This window comes from Arthrobacter sp. PAMC 25486 (assembly GCF_000785535.1).
Taxonomy (GTDB): Bacteria; Actinomycetota; Actinomycetes; order Actinomycetales; family Micrococcaceae; genus Specibacter.
Window position 1 is genome coordinate 1496789 of sequence record NZ_CP007595.1, and the last position, 18352, is coordinate 1515140.

13 protein-coding genes, 1 tRNA gene and 1 pseudogene are annotated in these 18352 nt (G+C 63.7%); 5 read left to right on the plus strand and 10 right to left on the minus strand.

The features are described 5' to 3' along the window. The first annotated feature begins 159 nt into the window (after positions 1–159). From art_RS06830 to art_RS06840, 3 genes are read left to right on the plus strand one after another with little or no spacing between them, the layout of a single operon-like run. Positions 160–1059 (plus strand): glycosyltransferase family 2 protein, encoded by a 900-nt coding sequence (locus art_RS06830; RefSeq protein WP_038463399.1) that lies wholly within the window; start codon positions 160–162, stop codon positions 1057–1059. After that, the gene (locus tag art_RS06835) at positions 1056–2027 is read left to right on the plus strand and encodes a glycosyltransferase (protein WP_038463401.1); all 972 of its coding nucleotides are present in this window, start codon (positions 1056–1058) and stop codon (positions 2025–2027) included. The genes art_RS06830 and art_RS06835 overlap by 4 nt, the downstream gene beginning before the upstream one ends. 1 nt (position 2028) lies before the next feature. Continuing rightward, positions 2029–2997, plus strand: coding sequence for an NAD(P)-dependent oxidoreductase (locus art_RS06840; RefSeq protein ID WP_038463403.1), 969 nt, complete (start codon positions 2029–2031; stop codon positions 2995–2997). A gap of 661 nt (positions 2998–3658) precedes the next feature. On the opposite strand, the pseudogene art_RS22910 reads toward art_RS06840, so the two are convergent. From art_RS22910 to art_RS06890, 10 genes and pseudogenes are all read right to left on the minus strand, one after another. Then, positions 3659–4312: pseudogene (locus art_RS22910) on the minus strand (L-threonylcarbamoyladenylate synthase); the annotation flags it as partial. A 73-nt stretch (positions 4313–4385) separates the two neighbouring features. Next, complete coding sequence (gene prmC, locus art_RS06850; protein WP_082000157.1) at positions 4386–5417, minus strand: peptide chain release factor N(5)-glutamine methyltransferase; 1032 nt, start codon at positions 5415–5417, stop codon at positions 4386–4388. Further along, positions 5383–6456 (minus strand): peptide chain release factor 1, encoded by a 1074-nt coding sequence (gene prfA, locus art_RS06855; protein ID WP_038463405.1) that lies wholly within the window; start codon positions 6454–6456, stop codon positions 5383–5385. Before prfA ends, prmC begins: the two co-directional genes overlap by 35 nt. A gap of 191 nt (positions 6457–6647) precedes the next feature. Then, positions 6648–8882, minus strand: a complete 2235-nt coding sequence (gene rho, locus art_RS06860; protein ID WP_253901503.1) for a transcription termination factor Rho — start codon at positions 8880–8882, stop codon at positions 6648–6650. A 355-nt stretch (positions 8883–9237) separates the two neighbouring features. Beyond that, positions 9238–10206, minus strand: coding sequence for a homoserine kinase (thrB, locus tag art_RS06865; RefSeq protein ID WP_038469110.1), 969 nt, complete (start codon positions 10204–10206; stop codon positions 9238–9240). A gap of 27 nt (positions 10207–10233) precedes the next feature. Then, the gene (gene thrC, locus art_RS06870; protein ID WP_038463408.1) at positions 10234–11337 is read right to left on the minus strand and encodes a threonine synthase; all 1104 of its coding nucleotides are present in this window, start codon (positions 11335–11337) and stop codon (positions 10234–10236) included. Continuing rightward, positions 11337–12662 carry a homoserine dehydrogenase gene (locus tag art_RS06875; protein ID WP_038469113.1) on the minus strand — a complete coding sequence of 442 codons (1326 nt, stop codon included), beginning with the start codon at positions 12660–12662 and terminating at the stop codon, positions 11337–11339. Before art_RS06875 ends, thrC begins: the two co-directional genes overlap by 1 nt. Positions 12663–12710: 48 nt before the next feature. Further along, positions 12711–14174: a diaminopimelate decarboxylase gene (gene lysA, locus art_RS06880; protein ID WP_253901504.1), complete on the minus strand. Its 1464-nt coding sequence runs from the start codon at positions 14172–14174 to the stop codon at positions 12711–12713. Between the two features lie 2 nt (positions 14175–14176). Then, positions 14177–15829, minus strand: a complete 1653-nt coding sequence (argS, locus tag art_RS06885; protein WP_038463409.1) for an arginine--tRNA ligase — start codon at positions 15827–15829, stop codon at positions 14177–14179. Between the two features lie 346 nt (positions 15830–16175). Continuing rightward, on the minus strand, positions 16176–17459 hold the full coding sequence (locus tag art_RS06890) for a CynX/NimT family MFS transporter (RefSeq protein WP_162182041.1): 1284 nt from the start codon (positions 17457–17459) through the stop codon (positions 16176–16178). 180 nt (positions 17460–17639) lie between these two features. Between art_RS06890 and art_RS06895 the strand changes: the two genes are divergently transcribed. Together art_RS06895 and art_RS06905 are read left to right on the plus strand one after the other, a co-directional pair. Continuing rightward, positions 17640–17712: transfer RNA gene (locus art_RS06895), tRNA-Arg, on the plus strand. A gap of 364 nt (positions 17713–18076) precedes the next feature. After that, positions 18077–18331, plus strand: a complete 255-nt coding sequence (locus art_RS06905; protein WP_038463411.1) for a hypothetical protein — start codon at positions 18077–18079, stop codon at positions 18329–18331. Positions 18332–18352 lie beyond the last annotated feature (21 nt).

An 18352-nucleotide genomic window follows, 5' to 3' on the forward strand; every position in this document is an offset into this window, starting at 1 on the left:
TTCTCTGAGCCGCCTGAGCCATGGCGCAACAACGCACCCATGGATGGCTGTACTAAACTGGAGGCTACACATGAATAGTAATCCCTTTACGTGGTTACTCACTGTTTAGCCGTGCCGGATGCCGCGGAACACCGCAGGCACCACCCGAGAGGAACCTCCTTGACCGATTCCGTTGCCGTTGCCGCCGTGACCTTTGACAGGCCCGACGACGTACGCACCTTGTTGGGAGCCCTTTCGCAGCAAAGCCACACGCCGCACGCCATTGCCTTGGTTGATTCCGGCACGCAATCCGTTGAGGCCATTGCCGCCGAGGCGCCTGCCGAGGTCACCTACGTCCGTTCGCTGGCGAACCTGGGCGGTGCCGGCGGTTTCTCCCTGGCCATCCTCAACGCCATCGCCTCCGGTGCCGAGTGGGTCTGGATCATGGACGACGACGCCCACCCGGAAGACCCTGCCTGCCTGGCCACGCTGCTGGCAGCTGCCAAGGCCCGCCAGCTTGACGTTGTTGTGCCGCTCATTGTGGCACCCGGGGAACCCACCAAGCTGTCGTTCCCGTTCCGTATTGACGGCCACCTGACCCATGAGCGTTCCGTGGTTGAACCTCTGGGTTTCATTGAGAATGTGGGCCAGTTCTTCAACGGGGCACTCATCCGCACGGACGTGTTCTTCAAGGTGGGCCTGCCGGACCTGCGCTTGTTCATCCGCGGCGATGAGACCGACTTCATGCTCCGCCTGCGCCAGGCCAAGGTGAAATTCGGCACCGTCACCTCCGTTGCCCTGACCCACCCCGCCGGCTGGGGCGAGGTGCAGGAAGTGCTGGGTGACCGCCTGCACGTGTTGGTCCCGGAAACCGCCTTCAAGCGTTTTTACTACTACCGCAACCGCGGCTTTTTGACCCGCAAACACCGCCGCGTGCGCTCTTTCGTGGCGGACGCCGTGGGCTACCCCTTGTTCTTCCTGAAGAAGGGCGACATCAGGGGCCTGGCCAAATGGGTCTCCACCTACTCTGCCGGCATGCGAGGGGCTAAATTTGGCCCCATGAAGGACCAAAAGTTTTGAGTTCGCAGCGGCGCAGCCAATTCTTCATTGTCATCACCACGTTCAACCGTGCTGATTACCTGTCCGAGCTTCTTTCCTCCGTAGCTGCGCTGGATCCGGCCCCGGACGGGGTGATTGTGGTCAACAACGCCAGCACGGATTCAACCGTGGCTGCCATTGAATCGGTGCGCGAGACGTTTGCGCAGCTCCCCACCCCCATCCCCGTGATTCACCATGAGCTGGCCGTCAATTCCGGCGGTGCCGGCGGCTTCTCGGCCGGCGTGGAGCGTGCCCTGGCCGAAGGCGCCCAGTGGATGTGGCTGATGGACGACGACGTCACCGTGGTTCCCGGGGCCGTCGGCGCCTTTGGTCCGTGGATGGATAAATACGATGCACTCGTGGGACGCCGTTACGATGCCGCCGGCGAACCGTTCTTTTGGCAAAACAGCTTCAACACCTTCCTGGGCCTGCCACTGCCCGTGCGTGGGGACATCTTTGAGCAGACCAACGAATTTCCCACCAACGTTGGCTGCTTCGAGGGCATGCTCCTGCACGTTGACGCCGTCGAGGGCGTTGGCCTTCCGGACTCCCGGTTCTTCCTGACCTGGGATGACACCATTTACGGCTGGCTCATCTCCCTGCAGCGTCCGGTTGTGTATGTCAACGAGTTTGTCCTGCACAAGGTGCGCCCCCAGCGCAGCCTGAACCTGGGCATCCGCCACCTGAACGACGCCTCAGACCTGAGCCGCTACTACGTCATGCGCAACCGGGGCCTGGTTGCCCAGTACCTGCGCGTGCACAACCGGTACAACCGCTTCGGCTTTGCCCTGGGCACGGCACTGACCATGTCCAAAGAGCTGTTGCGCCTGGTCGGAGTTGAAAAGACGCTCCGCGGCACCAGCAGGCTGTTTGCCGGCTGGCGGGATTCCCGCCAGATAATGGCAGCCGACGACTTTGTGCCCATGCAACCACTGGAAAGCTCCCACTGACATGACTTCACCCCTCCGCTGGTTGGTCCTTGGCGCTACAGGATTTGTTGGTTCCGCAGTGGTTGCAGAGCTGCGCGGGCGCGGCCTGTCCGTCATTGCCCTTGCTGCACCGCGGCTGGCGTCCGCAGCAGTGTCCGCCCCTGAGCTGGTGGCCGAGGCACGTGCGTCCGGGGCCATTGCCACCTTAACGTCCGCCTTTGCCGGCGTTGACATTGTGGTGAATGCGGCCGGGCTGGCCACACCGGGCGATGGCGAATCACCGGCGCTGACCGGAGCCAACGCGCTGCTGCCCGCCGTCATCAGCCTGGCCGCACGCGAGGCCGGTGTCACACGGTTTGTGCACCTGAGCAGCGCCTCGGTGCAGGGACACCGCAGGGTCATTGATGAATCCAGCGACCGCGCACCTTTCTCCGCCTACTCGCGGTCCAAGGCACTGGGCGAGGAAGTCCTTGAGCTTCTTGCACTCGATTCAGGCGATGCTGCCTCTGCCTCTGCCAGCATTGTCACGGTCCGGGCCACCTCGGTGCAAGGTCCCAGTCGACCCACCACCACCTCGTTCGTGAAGGTGGCACGCTCCCCGTTGGCTTCTGTTGCCTCCCCCGGGACGGCGCCCACACCCGTCAGTTCCATCAATGCACTGGCGTGGTTTGTTGTTGAAACAGGGTCTTGCCCCACCGCCGTGCCCTCTCTGGTACTGCAGCCATGGGAGGGCCTGAGCGTCAGTGACGTGCTCAGCGCGGCCGGTGGGCGCAAGCCGCGCAGCCTTCCGCAATGGCTGTGCCGCACGGTCCTGAAGAGCGGCTATGTTGTGTCCAGACTTCTGGGCGAACGCCTGCACGGGCCCATCCGCAGGGTGGAGCTCATGTGGTTTGGCCAGGAGCAAACTCCCGGCTGGGCGCAAACTGCAGGGCTGCTCCCCGAGCCTGCCGTGACGTCAGTGCTGCAAGCCGCACGCGGCCAACGCCCCTAATTCTGTCAAACGCTGCAGGTGCTTCCGCACGCAGTTTTGGCGGCAGTAGTTGTGATTCGCTGCCTGTGGACAAGCGGCGAATCACATTACATGCCCCGGACCCCGATCCTGCGTGCCAAACTGGGCTTGGACGGCGCGATCCTGAATTCCAAACTGCAGATACGGCGGTCCCGCCCAGCAACCACCGGCCGAACCGGCGTGTTTCTCACGAACTCGCAGTTAATGCCCTCAATTTGAATTTTGAGGGCATTAACTGCGAGTTCACGGTGCAGGGTGCGGGCTAAGAACCTGTAGTGGGTGAATCTTCCTTGGCCGGAGAAGCTGGCTCGACCGTTTCATCGACGGACACGCCTTCAGCAGGTGCATCTTTGGCAGGAGTCGCTGCGTCCACGGCTGTATCCGACTCTGTGGAATCGGCTGTTTCTGCTTCCGGCACGGCATCAGCCTCGACAGACGAATCATTGACCAAACCGGTGTCATGTGCGGCGTCTGCAGCCACTTCAGCGGCAGACTCGGATGCGGCAGCGTCAGTTTCTACAGGCACTTCGGCCTTCGCCAGATTGAGCACCGGCGCTACAACCGCAGCGTCCGAAGCAGCATCAGTTGCGGGGTCGTGTTTTGTCAGATTTGCCGGTTCCCACATTGCAGGCTCGGCTTCGGGACCGAGTGCGCTGGGAATGATGGCCTTGATCTCGGCCAGGGAAATGGCGCCTTCACGCACTACGCGAAGGCGCAGGCCGGTGGCATCGACGATAGTTGACGGCGTGGGGTCGGTCCCTTCCAAGGGTCGGAATCCGCCCTCCAGGTACACCTCAACGGATTCCGCCAATTGCGACCGGGCGTCCGACGCCGTCTGGGCGGCGGGCGCTCCGGTGCGGTTAGCGCTGGAGACTGCCAGCGGGCCGGTGGCAGTAAGCAGGTCCAGGGCCAGCTGGTCATCGGGCACGCGCAGGGCAACAGTGCCCACGGTGTCGCCAAGGTCCCAGCTCAGGGACGGCTGCGCATGGAAGATCAGGGTCAACGGGCCGGGCCAGTACTTCTCGGCCAGCTTGCGGGCGTCGTCGGGAATCTCGACGGCCAGCCCCTCCATGGTGCCAATGCGTGGGATCAACACGGGCGGCGGCATGTTGCGGCCACGTCCCTTGGCGGCAAGCAGGATGGCGACGGCCTGCGGTGAGAAGGCGTCTGCGGCAAGGCCGTAGACGGTGTCGGTGGGCATGACGATCAGTTGTTTGGCCGTGATGGCCTTCTGGGCGTGGGCCAAGCCTGCAACGCGCTGGTCATCATTGGTGCAGTTATAAGAAGTGGTACTCACGTTTTACATTCTTTCATCATGGCGCCTCCACAGTTGAATGCGCCTGGCCAAACACCGTCTCCATGCGACTTCTTTAGCGGCGCCAGCCGCTGGTGGCCCTGTCTCGTCCGGTCAGGTCCACGTGGCTGCGAACATTCTCCCATGCGCCGCTACCCTCAAGGAGCGCTGCCATTTGTGCTGCCTGCACTTCGGCATGCTCCATGACAAAGTATCCGCCCGGGCGCAGCAGCCTGGCCGCGGTCGCCGCGGCAGCTGTTGGCATTTCCATGCCGTCCGCTCCCCCGCCGTACAGCGCCATGTGGGGATCGTGCAGGCGTACTTCAAGGTCACGCGGGATGGCATCGGCCGGAATGTACGGCGGGTTTGAAACCACCACGTCCACCGTTCCATCCAGTTCGAGAAAGGCATCGCGCATGTCGCCGTGGACAAGCGTGGCACCGGTGCCCGCCAGGTTCCGCTGCGCCCAGGGATACGCATCATCGCTAAGCTCCACGGCATACACACGGGAACCGGCAACTTCGGTGGCCAGGGCAGCGGCTATGGCGCCTGATCCCGTACCAAGGTCGACGGCGAGCAGCTCACCACCGTCTTCCTGACGCATCTGTGTTAATACATCAATAGCCAGCTGGACGACGGATTCCGTCTCCGGCCGCGGCACAAAGACACCCTTGCCAACTGCCAGTTCCAGGTACCTAAAGTAGGCAGTCCCGGTAATGTGCTGCAGCGGTTCGCGTGCGGCACGCCGCTCGATTAAGGCACCATAGCCCGCAGGTGCCACAGCTGTGCCAAATAGCATGGCTGCCAATTCGCCGCGGTTCACACCCATCAGATGGGCGGCCAAAAGCTGCGCATCAACCGCCGGTGAGGGCACGCCAGCGGTCGCAAGGACCGCCGTCGCACTTTCAACTGCGTCAGCCAGCAAGCTCTCGGCCGGCGAGTGGGTGGGGCCACGCTCACCAGGTTCCGGGGAAATCGCGCCAGCGGTTTCTTCGGCCGGCGAGTGGGTGGGGCCACGCTCACCAGGTTCCGGGGAAATCGCGCCAGCGGTTTCTTCGGCCGGCGAGTGGGGACTAGTCGCCAATGGCGTCCAATCGTGCCTGCTCATCCATCTCAATGGCTGATTGCACTACGGGCTCCAGATCGCCGTTCATAACAGCATCAAGGTTGTAGGCCTTGTATCCGGTGCGGTGGTCGGCGATGCGGTTCTCGGGATAGTTGTACGTGCGGATGCGCTCCGAGCGGTCCATGGTGCGGATCTGCGACTTGCGCGTGGCCGAGTTTTCAGCGTCGATGATGGCCTGCCGGTGCGCCAGGATGCGTGCCCGGAGCACGCGCATGCCGGCTTCACGGTTCTGCAGCTGCGACTTCTCGTTCTGCATCGCGACGACGATGCCTGTGGGAAGGTGCGTGATGCGCACGGCGGAGTCGGTGGTGTTAACTGACTGGCCGCCCGGACCGGATGACCGGTAGACGTCGATCTTGAGTTCGTTCTGGTGGATGTCGACTTCTTCGGGCTCATCCACTTCCGGCAGTACCAGCACGCCGGCGGCGGACGTGTGGATGCGTCCCTGGCTTTCCGTGGCGGGCACGCGCTGTACACGGTGCACGCCGCCTTCAAACTTCAGACGGGCAAACACACCTTCGGCCGGATCGTTGGAACGGCCCTTGACGGCGATGGAGATGTCCTTGTACCCGCCCAGGTCCGATTCCGTGGCGGAGATGATCTCGGTCTTCCAGCCTCGTGAATCCGCGTATCGGGTGTACATGCGCACCAGGTCCGCGGCAAAGAGGGCCGCCTCGTCGCCGCCTTCACCAGCCTTGACTTCCAGGATCACATCGCGTGCGTCGTCAGGATCGCGCGGGATCAGCAGACGGCGCAGCTTCTCCTGGGCCGCTGCCAGCTGCTCTTCCAGGACGGGCACTTCGGCCGCAAAGTCAGCATCCTCGGCCGCCATTTCACGGGCCGCTTCCAGATCGTCGCCGATCGTTTCAACCTGGTGGTAGCCCTCAACCACGTTGCTCAGTTCCGCATACCGGCGGCCCAGCTTGCGCGCCAGTGCCTGGTCGGCGTGCACCTCGGGCTCGCTCAACCGCATCTGCAGCTCGGCGTGCTCATCAAGCAAGCCATGGATGGATTCAAACATTTCAAAACCTCTCTCGACGTACGTCAAGTCTAATAACGAATTCAGCTCCAGGGGGCTTACCCGGGTTTCTACAAGTCCGGCAGCGGCCCCACGTTTAACGCACTAATCCGCCAGGCAGTGAAAGGGGCCGTCGCGGCATTGACTGCCGCGGTGGGGCCCCCTTCACTACGAAGGCGGATTAGTTTGTGTAGCTACTTGTCTTGTTCGGCCTTGGAACCCAGGGTTGTCTTCTGGATCTGCATGAGGAACTCAACGTTGGACTGCGTTTCACGGATCTTGGAGGTGAGCAGTTCAAGCGACTGCTGCATTTCCAGGCCGGAGAGCACGCGGCGCAGGCGCCACATGATCTTGACTTCCTCGGGGGAAAGCAGGTTTTCTTCGCGGCGTGTGCCGGAGCCGTTGACGTCGACGGCGGGGAAGATGCGCTTGTCAGCCAGCTGGCGTGAGAGGCGCAGTTCCATGTTGCCGGTGCCCTTGAACTCTTCGAAGATGACCTCGTCAGCCTTGGAACCGGTTTCCACCAGTGCCGTGGCCAGAATGGTCAGTGAGCCGCCGTTTTCAATGTTGCGGGCTGCACCGAAGAATCGCTTGGGCGGGTACAGGGCTGCGGAGTCCACACCACCGGAGAGGATGCGTCCGGAAGACGGTGCGGAGTTGTTGTAGGCACGGCCCAAACGGGTCATGGAGTCAAGCAGCACAACAACGTCCATGCCCATTTCCACAAGGCGCTTGGCGCGCTCGATGGAGAGCTCGGCAACCTGCGTGTGGTCATCGGCGGGGCGGTCGAAGGTTGAGGCAATGACCTCACCCTTGACGGTGCGCTGCATGTCGGTGACTTCTTCAGGGCGTTCATCAACAAGGACCATCATGAGGTGGACCTCAGGGTTGTTGATGGTGATGGCGTTGGCGATCGACTGCAGGATCAGCGTCTTGCCAGCCTTCGGCGGGGACACGATCAAGCCGCGCTGACCCTTGCCGATGGGTGCCACGAGGTCGATGACACGGGGCCCAACCTTCTTGGGGTCGGTTTCCAGGCGCAGGCGCTCGGAGGGGTACAGCGGAACCAGCTTGGAGAACTCAACACGGTCCTTGAGCTCTTCAGGAGTCTTGCCGTTGACACTGGTGACGCGCACCAGTGCGTTGAACTTCTGGCGGGCGCTCTGGGCGTTGCTGCGGTCTTCGCCTTCACGCGGGGCGCGGATGGCGCCGACGACGGCGTCGCCCTTGCGCAGGTTGAACTTCTTGACCTGCTGCAGGGATACGTAAACATCGTTGGCACCGGGCAGGTAGCCGGAGGTGCGCACGAAGGCGTAGTTCTCCAGGATGTCCAGGATGCCGGCCACGGGCAGCAGGACATCGTCCTCTGTCAGCTCGGTGTCATCGAAGTCGGGACCGGCGTTGCGGCCGCGGCGGCGTTCATTGCGGTCACGGAAACGGTCGTTTCGATCGTTGCGATCGTTGCGGTTGTTGTTGCTGGTGTTGCCGCTGCGGTCATTGCGATCGTTGGAATCGTTGGAATTCCGGTCGCGGCGGTTGCGGCGGTTGCGGTTGTTCCGGGAGCCGTCTTCGTCGTCGGTGCTGCTCGAGTTGTTGTTCGAGTTGTTGCCGGCGGTGCTGCCCGAGTGGTTGCCCTGGCTGCTGCGGTCGTTGGCGGACCGGTCATTGTTGTTGCGCTGGTTGCGGTTGTTGCGCTGGTTCCGGTTGTTGCGATCGGAGCCTTCGCCGTGCTCACCGTTACCGGCCTCGGAGGAGGCTGCATCGGTTGAGCCGGCAGGCTCATGGCCGCTTGCGGATTCGCCGACAACAGCGGCGGGCGCCTCGGTGGTTTCGTCGGCGTCGGCCGACTGCGTCCGTCCGCCACCTTGTGCACGGCGGTTGCGGGTGCGGGGCTGGCGGCGGTTGTCGCCGTCGTTCTCGCCGCTGGCACCTTCTGACGGTTCGACGGCGGCCGTCTCCGGAGCGGCTGCCGGCGCCTGTGCGGCGGCTTCCTCACTGACGGCGGGGGCGCCGGTGGTGATGATGCCATCACTGCTGGCGGCACGGCGGGTGCGGCCTCGGGTGGGCCGCTCTGCTGCTGCCTTCGGCTCTGCGGCGACAGCTGCCTCAGTGGTTTTGGCGGCAGGCTCGGCGACCTTCGTGGCGGCGGCGCCCTTGGCGGCAGTTGCCTTGGCGGCCGTTGCCTTGGCAGCGGGGGCCTTGGCGGCTGCCGGGGCAGCTTCCTCGGTCTTTGCAGCCGAGCGTGCCGGGCGGTCGGCTACAGAGGATCCGCGCTGGTGTGCCGAGATGGCGTCAACAAGATCGCCCTTGCGCATCCTGGAGCCGCCGGTGATGCCCAACTGGCCTGCAAGTACCTGCAGTTGAGCCAATTTCAATCCGGCCAGACCTGCAGACTTGGGAGCAGCGGCAGAAGTTATGGTTTCGGTCACGAAGGATCCTTCCCCCTCGATGGCGGGCCCAGTTATTGGGGCCGCGATGAATTAGTGTCGGAGACTCCCCTTTGCTGCCGCACTGGCCTGCAAGGGGATGTTTCTGAGGTTCCATTGTTTATCCCGCAAGCGGCGGGTCCAAACAATGGTGTAGTTCACTCTTTGAATCAAATCTCAAATGGGAGCGATTCTGTGAATCACACTGGCGGCTGCCCTGTGTTGATCCGCCGGTCCTTGCACAAGAAAAGCACAGGCCGTAAGAGCGGCATCATGAGTTCCATAAACAACGACCGACTCCACACGGGCCAAGAAGAACGAGACCAGTGAAATCAAAGTTCGGGAAAGTGTTTACAAGCTATGGATGCACTTCCACTTTAGCACCTTCAAGGTCAACCTGAAGCCGTAAAACGCGCCAAGACACGCCGTGTTTGTGCTCGCTGCGGGCAATGGCGCCAATTTCGGTGATGCGGGCCACAGCCGAGTCGGCCTGTGCCGGGCCATTGGCCAGGGTCATGACCGTGGGTCCGGCACCTGAAATGAAGGCGGCGAATCCCTCGGCCCGCAATTGCGCCACGAGTCCGGCACTGCCGGGCATGGCCGCGGCGCGGTAGTTCTGGTGCAGGTAGTCGCGCGTGCCGGCCAGCAGCAACTCGGGCTGCGCCGTCAGGGCGTGCATGAGCAGCGCCGCGCGGCCGGAATTGGCTGCTGCGTCGGCATGCGGGACCGTTGCAGGCAACATGCCGCGGGCCCGCTCGGTCTTAAGCTCGACGTCGGGAATGGCAACAACGGGAATGACCATGGCCGCCGGTGTGAGCCTGGCACTGGCGTAGTCCGGCCCTTCCTGCCACGAGATGGCAACGGCACCGTAAATGGCCGGGGCAACGTTGTCGGGATGGCCTTCCAGCTCGGATGCGAGCTGCAAAATCCAGGCCTTGTCTTGCTGGTCCTCGGGTGCCACCAGGGCGTTGGCGGCCATGACGGCCGCCACGATGGCCGATGCCGAGGATCCCAGGCCACGGCCGTGTGGGAGCACATTGGCTGCGGTGATCCGCAATCCCACACGGCTGTAGCCCAGGCGTGCCCAGGCTGTGTCCATGGTCTTGACCACCAGGTGGCGGCCGTCCCGGGGAAGCTCCGCCACCCCTTCACCGCTGAGCTCAAACTCCAGCTCCGGCACGGCCAGCGCTGTGACGCTCAGTGTGTCGTAGAGCGAAACTGCCAGCCCCAGCGAGTCGAAGCCGGGGCCCAGGTTGGCGCTGGTGCCGGGCACCTGCACGGTGGCAGTTATCCCGCTGAGCGGTGTTTTCAAAAGCGGTGTCACCATGGTTGCCCCTGTCATGAACGTGTGGCGCTAGTCCGTCAGACCCAGTGCATTGGCAACTGTCACCACGTCAAAAGGCACTGACTTGGGCTGTGCTGCACTGCCGTCTGCATTCTTCAGGGCCCAGTCGGGATCCTTCAGGCCGTGGCCGGTGACGGTGATGACGAACGTCTTGCCGGAGGGAACCTCGCCGGCGGCGTGCTTCTTGATCAGGCCGGCAACGCCTGCTGCGGAACCCGGTTCAACGAACACGCCTTCCTTGGCTGAGAGCCAGCGGTGCGCGGCCAGGATTTCCTCATCCGTGACAGCTTCGATGAGCCCGCCGGACTCGTCGCGGGCGGCAATGGCCAGGTCCCAGGACGCCGGGTTGCCGATGCGGATGGCCGTGGCAATCGTGTCGGGCTCCGTGATGGGGTGCCCTGCCACGAACGGTGCCGCACCGGCGGCCTGGAAGCCCCACATGATGGGCGTGTGGGTGGACACGGCCGCAAGCGTGCCGTTTTCAGCGGATTCATACGGTGCGCAGTATTCCTTGTACCCGCGCCAATAGGCACTGATGTTGCCTGCGTTGCCCACGGGCAGCACATGGTAATCGGGGGCATCGCCCAGGGCGTCAACGACTTCGAAGGCGCCGGTCTTCTGGCCCTCGATGCGGGCTGGGTTGACCGAGTTCACTAAGAACACCGGGTAGGAGTCGGCCAGCTTGCGGGCCACGTCCAGGCAGTTGTCAAAGTTGCCGTCAACCTGCAGGATTGTTGCGCCGTGGGCCACGGCCTGGCTCAGCTTGCCCATGGAGATCTTGCCTTCCGGCACCAACACGGCGCACGTCAGGCCGGCGGCCTTGGCGTAGGCGGCTGCCGACGCCGAGGTGTTGCCGGTGGAGGCGCACACTACGGCCTTGGCGCCCGACGCAACGGCAGCCGTCATGGCCATGGTCATGCCACGGTCCTTGAAGGATCCGGTGGGGTTCATGCCCTCCACCTTCAGGTACACCTTTGAGCCGGTCAGGGCCGAGAGCTGCTGTGCGTACACCAACGGTGTGCCGCCTTCACCCAGGGTGATGATTTTTGTGTCAGCCGTTACCGGCAAACGCTCTGCATATTCGCGGACAACCCCGCGCCACTGGTGAGCCATCAGACTCCCTCCACCCTCAAGACACTTGTAATTGAATTAATGCTGTCAAGGCCGTTGATGGCCTTAACCGTTGCAGCCAGCGCAGCCTCGCCGGCACGGTGCGTGACAATGCGCAGCTCGGCGGAACCTGGTCCGTCCGTCTCGCCCGGTTCGCGGTACACCGTCTGGCGCATCGTCTCAATCGAGACGCCGTTCTCCGCAAAGAGCGCTGCAATCTTGGACAGCACCCCGGGTTGGTCTGCCGCATCCATGCCAATGTAGTAGCGCGTTGCCACAGCCTCGATGGGCAGCACCGGCAGTACCTCAATGGTGGAATCGGTGCGGCCGGGGCCGCCCAGGACCAGGCGGCGGGCCGCCGAGACAACATCGCCCATGACGGCTGATGCGGTGGGTGAACCACCGGCACCACGGCCATAGAACATGAGCTCGCCGGCCGATTCCGCCTCAACAAACACGGCGTTGAACGCACCGCGCACGGCACCCAGCGGGTGTTCGCGGGGAATCAGGGTGGGATGCACGCGCACGCTCACGCCTGAGGTGAGGTGTCCGCCGTCGTCCTTGTCTTGAATCTTTTCGGCAATCGCCAGCAGCTTGATGACGTAGCCGGCCTCCTTGGCGGAGGCGATGTCCGTGGCGGTGACCTTTGTAATGCCCTCGCAGTGGACGTCCTCCAGCGCAAAGCGCGTGTGGAAGGCGAGCGAGGCGAGGATGGCGCCCTTGGCTGCGGCGTCGTGGCCCTCGATGTCCGCGGTGGGATCGGCCTCGGCATAGCCCAGGCGGGTGGCCTCGGCCAGCGCGTCGGCGAAATCGGCGCCGGTGGAATCCATGGCGTCAAGGATGAAGTTCGTGGTGCCGTTGACGATGCCCATGACGCGGGTGATCTTGTCCCCTGCCAGCGAATCCGTGATGGGGCGCAGGATGGGGATGGCACCGGCCACGGCGGCCTCGTAGGAGAGCTGGACGCCGGCGGCATCGGCCTTCTCATAGAGCGCCGGACCGTCAACTGCCAGCAGCGCCTTGTTGCCGGTGACGACCGTGGCGCCATGCTCGATGGCCTCCAGGATCAGCGTCTTGGCCGGCTCCAGCCCGCCTATCAGCTCAATCACAATGTCGGCACCGCGCACCAGCGCCGAGGCGTCGGTGGTGAACAGCTCACGGGGCAGCGCCACTTCACGCGGGGCGTCAACATTGCGCACGGCAATGCCAACAAGCTCCAGCCGGGCACCCGTGCGGGCGGCCAGCGCGTCGGCGTCGTCCAGCAAAATACGGGCAACCTGCGAGCCCACATTTCCGGCGCCAAGGAGCGCCACTTTCAGGGTCTTGATGGTGGCGGACACATCGGTGTCCACGGTGTTGCGCTCTGTCAAAGGTCTCTAGGCCCCTAAATCGCGTGCCAGCAAATCGTCTTCTGTTTCGCCCCGCACAATCAAGCGTGCGGCGCCGTTCTTCACGGCGACAACGGGCGGGCGGGGCACATAGTTGTAGTTGCTGGCCAATGCCCAGCAGTACGCGCCCGTTCCGGGAACTGCAAGCAAGTCCCCGGCCGCCACGTCATTGGGCAGATATACATCTCTAACAACAATGTCACCACTCTCGCAATGTTTGCCCACCACTCGGGACAATGCGGGAGCCGCGGTGGCGTTGCGGCTGGCCAGAACCGCCGAATAATCCGCCTCGTAGAGCACGGGACGGGCATTGTCGCTCATGCCGCCGTCCACCGACACATAACGGCGCGGCGCCGTCACATCTTCCTGGCCGTCCACCTCGACCTGCACCGTTTTCAGTGTGCCGGTCTCGTACAGCGTGAATGTGGTGCTGCCGACGATGGCACGGCCCGGCTCAATGGAGATCCGCGGGACGGCCATGTCCAGTTCCTTGCAGGTTTCGCGGACGACGGCGGCCATCGCCTGTGCGACTTCGGCCGCCGGGCGCGGGGTGTCCACCGCGGTGTAGGCAATACCGTAGCCGCCGCCCAGGTCAAGTTCCGGCAAGGTGATGCCGTACTTGTTCTGGATTTCATGGGTGAATCGCAGCAGCTTGCGGGCGGCGATTTCGAAGCCTTCGGCCTCAAAGATCTGCGAGCCGATGTGGGCGTGGAAGCCCAGGAAGTTGATGCTTTCCGACTCCACGGCCAGCTTTGAGGCGGCCTCGGCGGCGCTCATGCCGGGGGCCTGCGGGTCCTCGGCAAGCATCGAGAGCCCGAACTTCTGGTCCTCGTGGGCCGTGGCGATGGACTCGTGGGTGTGGGCGTGCACGCCGGGGGTCAGGCGCAGCATGACGTTGGCCTTTTCCCCGCGGGCTGCGGCGATGTCCGCCACGCGGGCCAGCTCGTGCAGGCTGTCCACCACAATGCGGCCCAGCCCCATGTCCAGTGCACGGTTAATCTCGGCGGTGGACTTGTTGTTGCCGTGCAGGCCCAGGTTTTCACCCTTCAGGCCGGCACGTTTGGCCACGGCCAATTCGCCGCCGGAGCAGGTATCCAGGCGCAGCCCCTCCGAATCAACCCAGCGGGCCACCTCCACGGACAGGAACGCCTTGCCGGCGTAGTAGACGTCCACGCCACCGCAAATGTCCGCAAACGCCGCATCGAAGGCGTCCTTGAAGGTGCGGGCACGGGCGCGGAAGTCGTCCTCGCTCATGACAAACAGCGGCGTGCCGAACTGTGCCTTTAATTCGCTAACCGGGATGCCGCTGATGGTGAGCTCGCCGCTGTGGCCGCGTTCGACGTCGTGCGCCCACATGGCGGGCACCAGCTCATTGAGGTTTCCGGCGGCGGGCAGCCATTCGGGAGCCAGCTGTGCGCCGGCAATCGTGTTGGCCATGGTTTCTTCGGTCATGGTTACATCCGCTCCGGGGCGGAGACGCCCAGCAGCGACAGGCCGTTGGCGAGGACCTGGCCCACGGCGTCGTTGAGCCACAAGCGGGTGCGGTTCGTGTCCGTGACGGGCTCCTCGCCCATGGGGGTGACGCGGCAGGCGTCGTACCAGCGGTGGTAGGCGCCGGCGATGACTTCCAGGTGGCGGGCCACGCGGTGCGGTTCACGGAATCCGGCAGCGTGGGAGAGCACACCGGGGTACTGGCCGAGGACTGCGAGGAGCTCGGATTCGGTGGCGTGGCGCAGCAGTGCAGCATCAAAGACCGTGCGCTCCACGTTGGCGGCGGCGGCGTTGCGGCCCACTGCGCAGGTGCGGGCGTGGGCGTACTGCACGTAGAACACGGGATTCTCGTTGGACTTCTTCGTCAAAACGTCCAAATCGATGTCGATGTTGGAGTCGGAAGAGAAACGGGCCAGCTGGTAGCGGGCGGCGTCGGTGCCGACAATCTCCACGAGGTCTTCCATGGTGACCACCGTGCCGGCGCGCTTGGACATGCGCACGGGCGTCCCGTCCTGAACCAGGTTCACCATTTGGCCGATGAGGACCTCGACGCGGTTGGCGTCGTCGCCCATGGCTGCCGCGGCGGCCTTCAGGCGGGCCACATAGCCGTGGTGGTCGGCGCCGAGCATGTAGATGCACAGGTCAAAGCCGCGGTCACGCTTGTTCTTGAAGTAGGCGATGTCCCCGGCGATGTAGGCGGCGTTGCCGTCACTCTTGATGACAACGCGGTCCTTGTCGTCGCCGTAGTCGGTGGAGTTCAGCCACCAGGCACCGTCCTTGAGGTACATGTTCCCGGAGCCCTTGAGCTGTTCGAGCAGCTTCTCCACGGCGCCGTCCTCAAAGAGGGAGTTCTCGTGGAAGTAGACGTCAAAGTCGACGCCGAACTCGTGCAGTGACTTCCGGATCGCCGCGAACATGAGCTCGACGCCCTGGGCGCGGAACTCTTCCTGCGGGTCTTCTTTGCTGAGGATGTCCGGGTTGTTCGCCATGACTTCCTTGGCGATGTCCTCGATGTACGCTCCGCCGTAGCCGTCTTCCGGTGCAGGCTCGCCCTTGGCGCTGGCCAGGAGGGAGCGGGCAAACTTGTCGATCTGGTTGCCGTGGTCGTTGAAGTAATATTCGCGGGTCACGTCCGCGCCCTGGGACAAGAAGATGCGGGCCAGGGAATCACCCACGGCTGCCCAGCGGGTGCCGCCGAGGTGGATGGGGCCCGTGGGGTTGGCAGAGACGAACTCCAGGTTGATCTTGGTGCCGGCCATCTGGGTGTTGCTGCCGTAGGCTTCGCCTGCTTCGACGATGGCCTTCGCCAGCTCGCCTGCGGCTGCCGCGTCAACAGTGATGTTCAAGAAGCCGGGGCCGGCAATGTCCACCTTGGAAACACCGGGAATATCGCCGAGGCGGCTCTGCAGGATCTCGGCGATCTTGCGCGGCGGCACGCCGGCCGGCTTGGCCAGCTGCAGTGCGATGTTGGTGGCCCAGTCGCCGTGGTCGCGGCTCTTGGGCCGGTCCACCTTGACTTCCGTGGGCAGCGCCTCGGCGGGAACGGTGATATCACCGGCGTCGACGGCTTCTTTTAGGCAGGAGGTAATGGCGGCAGAAAGTTCTTCAGGAGTCACGCTTCTAAGTGTACGGTTCCGGCCGCACCCTCCCCCAATCCGCGCATGAATCTGGACTCGTCCCAGTACCCCTCCCGGATCGAGTACGCAGATAATGGACCGATAACGCTGAGGAATGCGCTATCCGGTCCAATAAGTGCGTACTCGAATTTCTATGTAGCAGCTGATGGACGGATTACGCCGGGAAAAGCCCTATCAAGTCCAATATCAGCCACACAGCTGCTTAGTGAGGACGGGGAGGGCGTCATCGCACATCTCGGCGGGGCGGGGAGGGCGTCATCGCACATCTCGGCGGGGCGCGCGTGGCGGGGAGGGCGTCATCGCACATCTCGGCGGGACGGACCGGTCAGGTGGCCGGGACCGGGGCTGGTGCGAAGTCGTCTTCGAGCATTTTGGGCCGGCAGATGATCCATGCCCCGACGCCCAGCAGCACCAACGTGGCGAACAGGAATACAAACGGCACCGTCCACGATCCCGTCCACTGTCGCAGCAGGCCAAAGAACAGCGGGCCGGTGCAGGCGAACGTGTAGCCCATCCCCTGGCTGAAGCCGGACAGCGCCCCGGCACCCAGCTGGGTCCGGGTGCGGTGGTTGATCAACAGCAGCGACAGCGGGAAGGTGCCCGGGCCAAGCCCGGCAAACGCAACCCACAACCAGGTGCCGTTGGCCGGGGACAACAGCAGGCCCAGATAGCCGACAACAAAGCAGCCAAGCATGACCAGCACGGCAGGGAACGGGTTGCGCATCTTGGCGGCGATCAAGGGAATGAGCAGGCTCAGGGGCAGGCCGAACGCGGCAAACAGGGCCAACATTGACCCGGCATGGGCCCGGTCGAGTCCGGCCTGGGTCAGGATTTCCGGCAACCACGCAAAAAGTGCGTAGGTGTTCAGCGAGGTGCAGCCAAACATGAAGGTCAGTCCCCAGGCGGTCGGCGACTTCCACAGGTTCATCTTCGGCGGCGCGGCCGTTTCCGCGGGCGCCGCATGCACCGTCAGTTGATCCTGGGGTACGACGGCGGCGGGCGGGGCGGCAGCGTCGGTGGCGGCCGCCGCCGTGCGCGGGGAAGAGGTCCGTTGCGAAAAGAGGGCCACAAGCCACGGAATGAGCGCGATGGTGCTGATTCCAGCCCAGGACGCGAGGGAGAATTGCCAGCTGGTGGCGTCGGCGACGGGCACCGAGAGCTGCGCGGGAAGGGCGGTGCCGACCGAAATGGCGGTGACGTACAGGGCCGTCATGAGGCCGATTTTGGTGGGAAAATATTTCTTCACCAACGGCGGCAGGAGCACGTTTCCTGCGCCGAGACCGCCAAAGGCAATCACCGAAAAGATCAGGAACAGGGGCGTGTTGGGCACCAAGACCCGGGCGACCTGGCCCACAATGCCCACAATGATGGCAATGACAATGAGCCGTTCAAGGGAGGCCCAACGGATGACGTAGGGCGTCAAAAAGCCGAACAGTCCGAAGGCCGCGGTGGGAAGCATGCCGAGTATGCCGATGGTGGCGGGCGTGAGCGGGAGGTCGTGGTTGATGGTTGAGATCAACGGCGGAACCACCGTCACGGCGGCGCGCAGGGTCAACGCTGTCAGAATGATGGCGGCGGCGAAAAGCCACGCCTTTTGATGCATTTTCATGCCCATGTGTTCACCATTGCCCCAACATTACCCGGGCGGTGCAGGGCGGCGGGGCATGAATCGATGGCGAGTTTGATGATTCCTGCCACGCCGGCAGCCCCCGCCGGTCACCGGTTTTACAACTCGCGCCCCGCACCTGCTAAGCTCTTTCTCGTTCCCTTTGGCAGCCACGGTTGCCACGCCTTCGTAGCTCAGGGGATAGAGCGTCGGTTTCCGGTACCGTAGGTCGGGGGTTCGAATCCCTCCGAGGGCACATTATGACGGTGGCCGGTTGTGCGAATTAGTTCGCACAACCGGCCACTTTTTGTTTAGGGTCCTGGCCGCTAACCCGCTAACCCCTAACCCCCTTGTTGCTGGCGTTCACGATCAGCGGCTGTTCCTCACAGCCCCGGCATCGCGACACAGGGCCCGCTGGCTGCCGAGAAGCAACCGGACACGAACCCAGACGCGCCTGAGAAGACGAAGGATAAACCAGTCGCCCAGAAGAAGGACCGCGAACCGCTGCCTGAAGTTGAGCTGCCAGCCGACTTTCCTGCCGAAATCCCGCTGCACGATGGGCCTCTCAGTAGCGTCTCGGTAGCGTCTCAGTAACGTCTCGGTAGCGTCTCAGTAGCGTCATGACGGTGCCAGGCAAGGACGATGCGGCCACCGCGTGCTGGAGCCTGCCCATCCGCACGGACGATGCCACAGCTGCCATGCAAGACGTTCGCCAGACCATGGCCGATGCCGGGCTGACCGAAACCACGTGGGCGGAATCCGGCAGATTGGTCTCCGGCAGGTTTGAGACCAATAGATACCAGGCAGGTGTCCCGTCCGCCGGTGGCCTCGACGGGGACATGTTGCTCTACACCGTCATGGTCAAGAAGGAATAGTGCCCGCCCCGCGTCTGTACC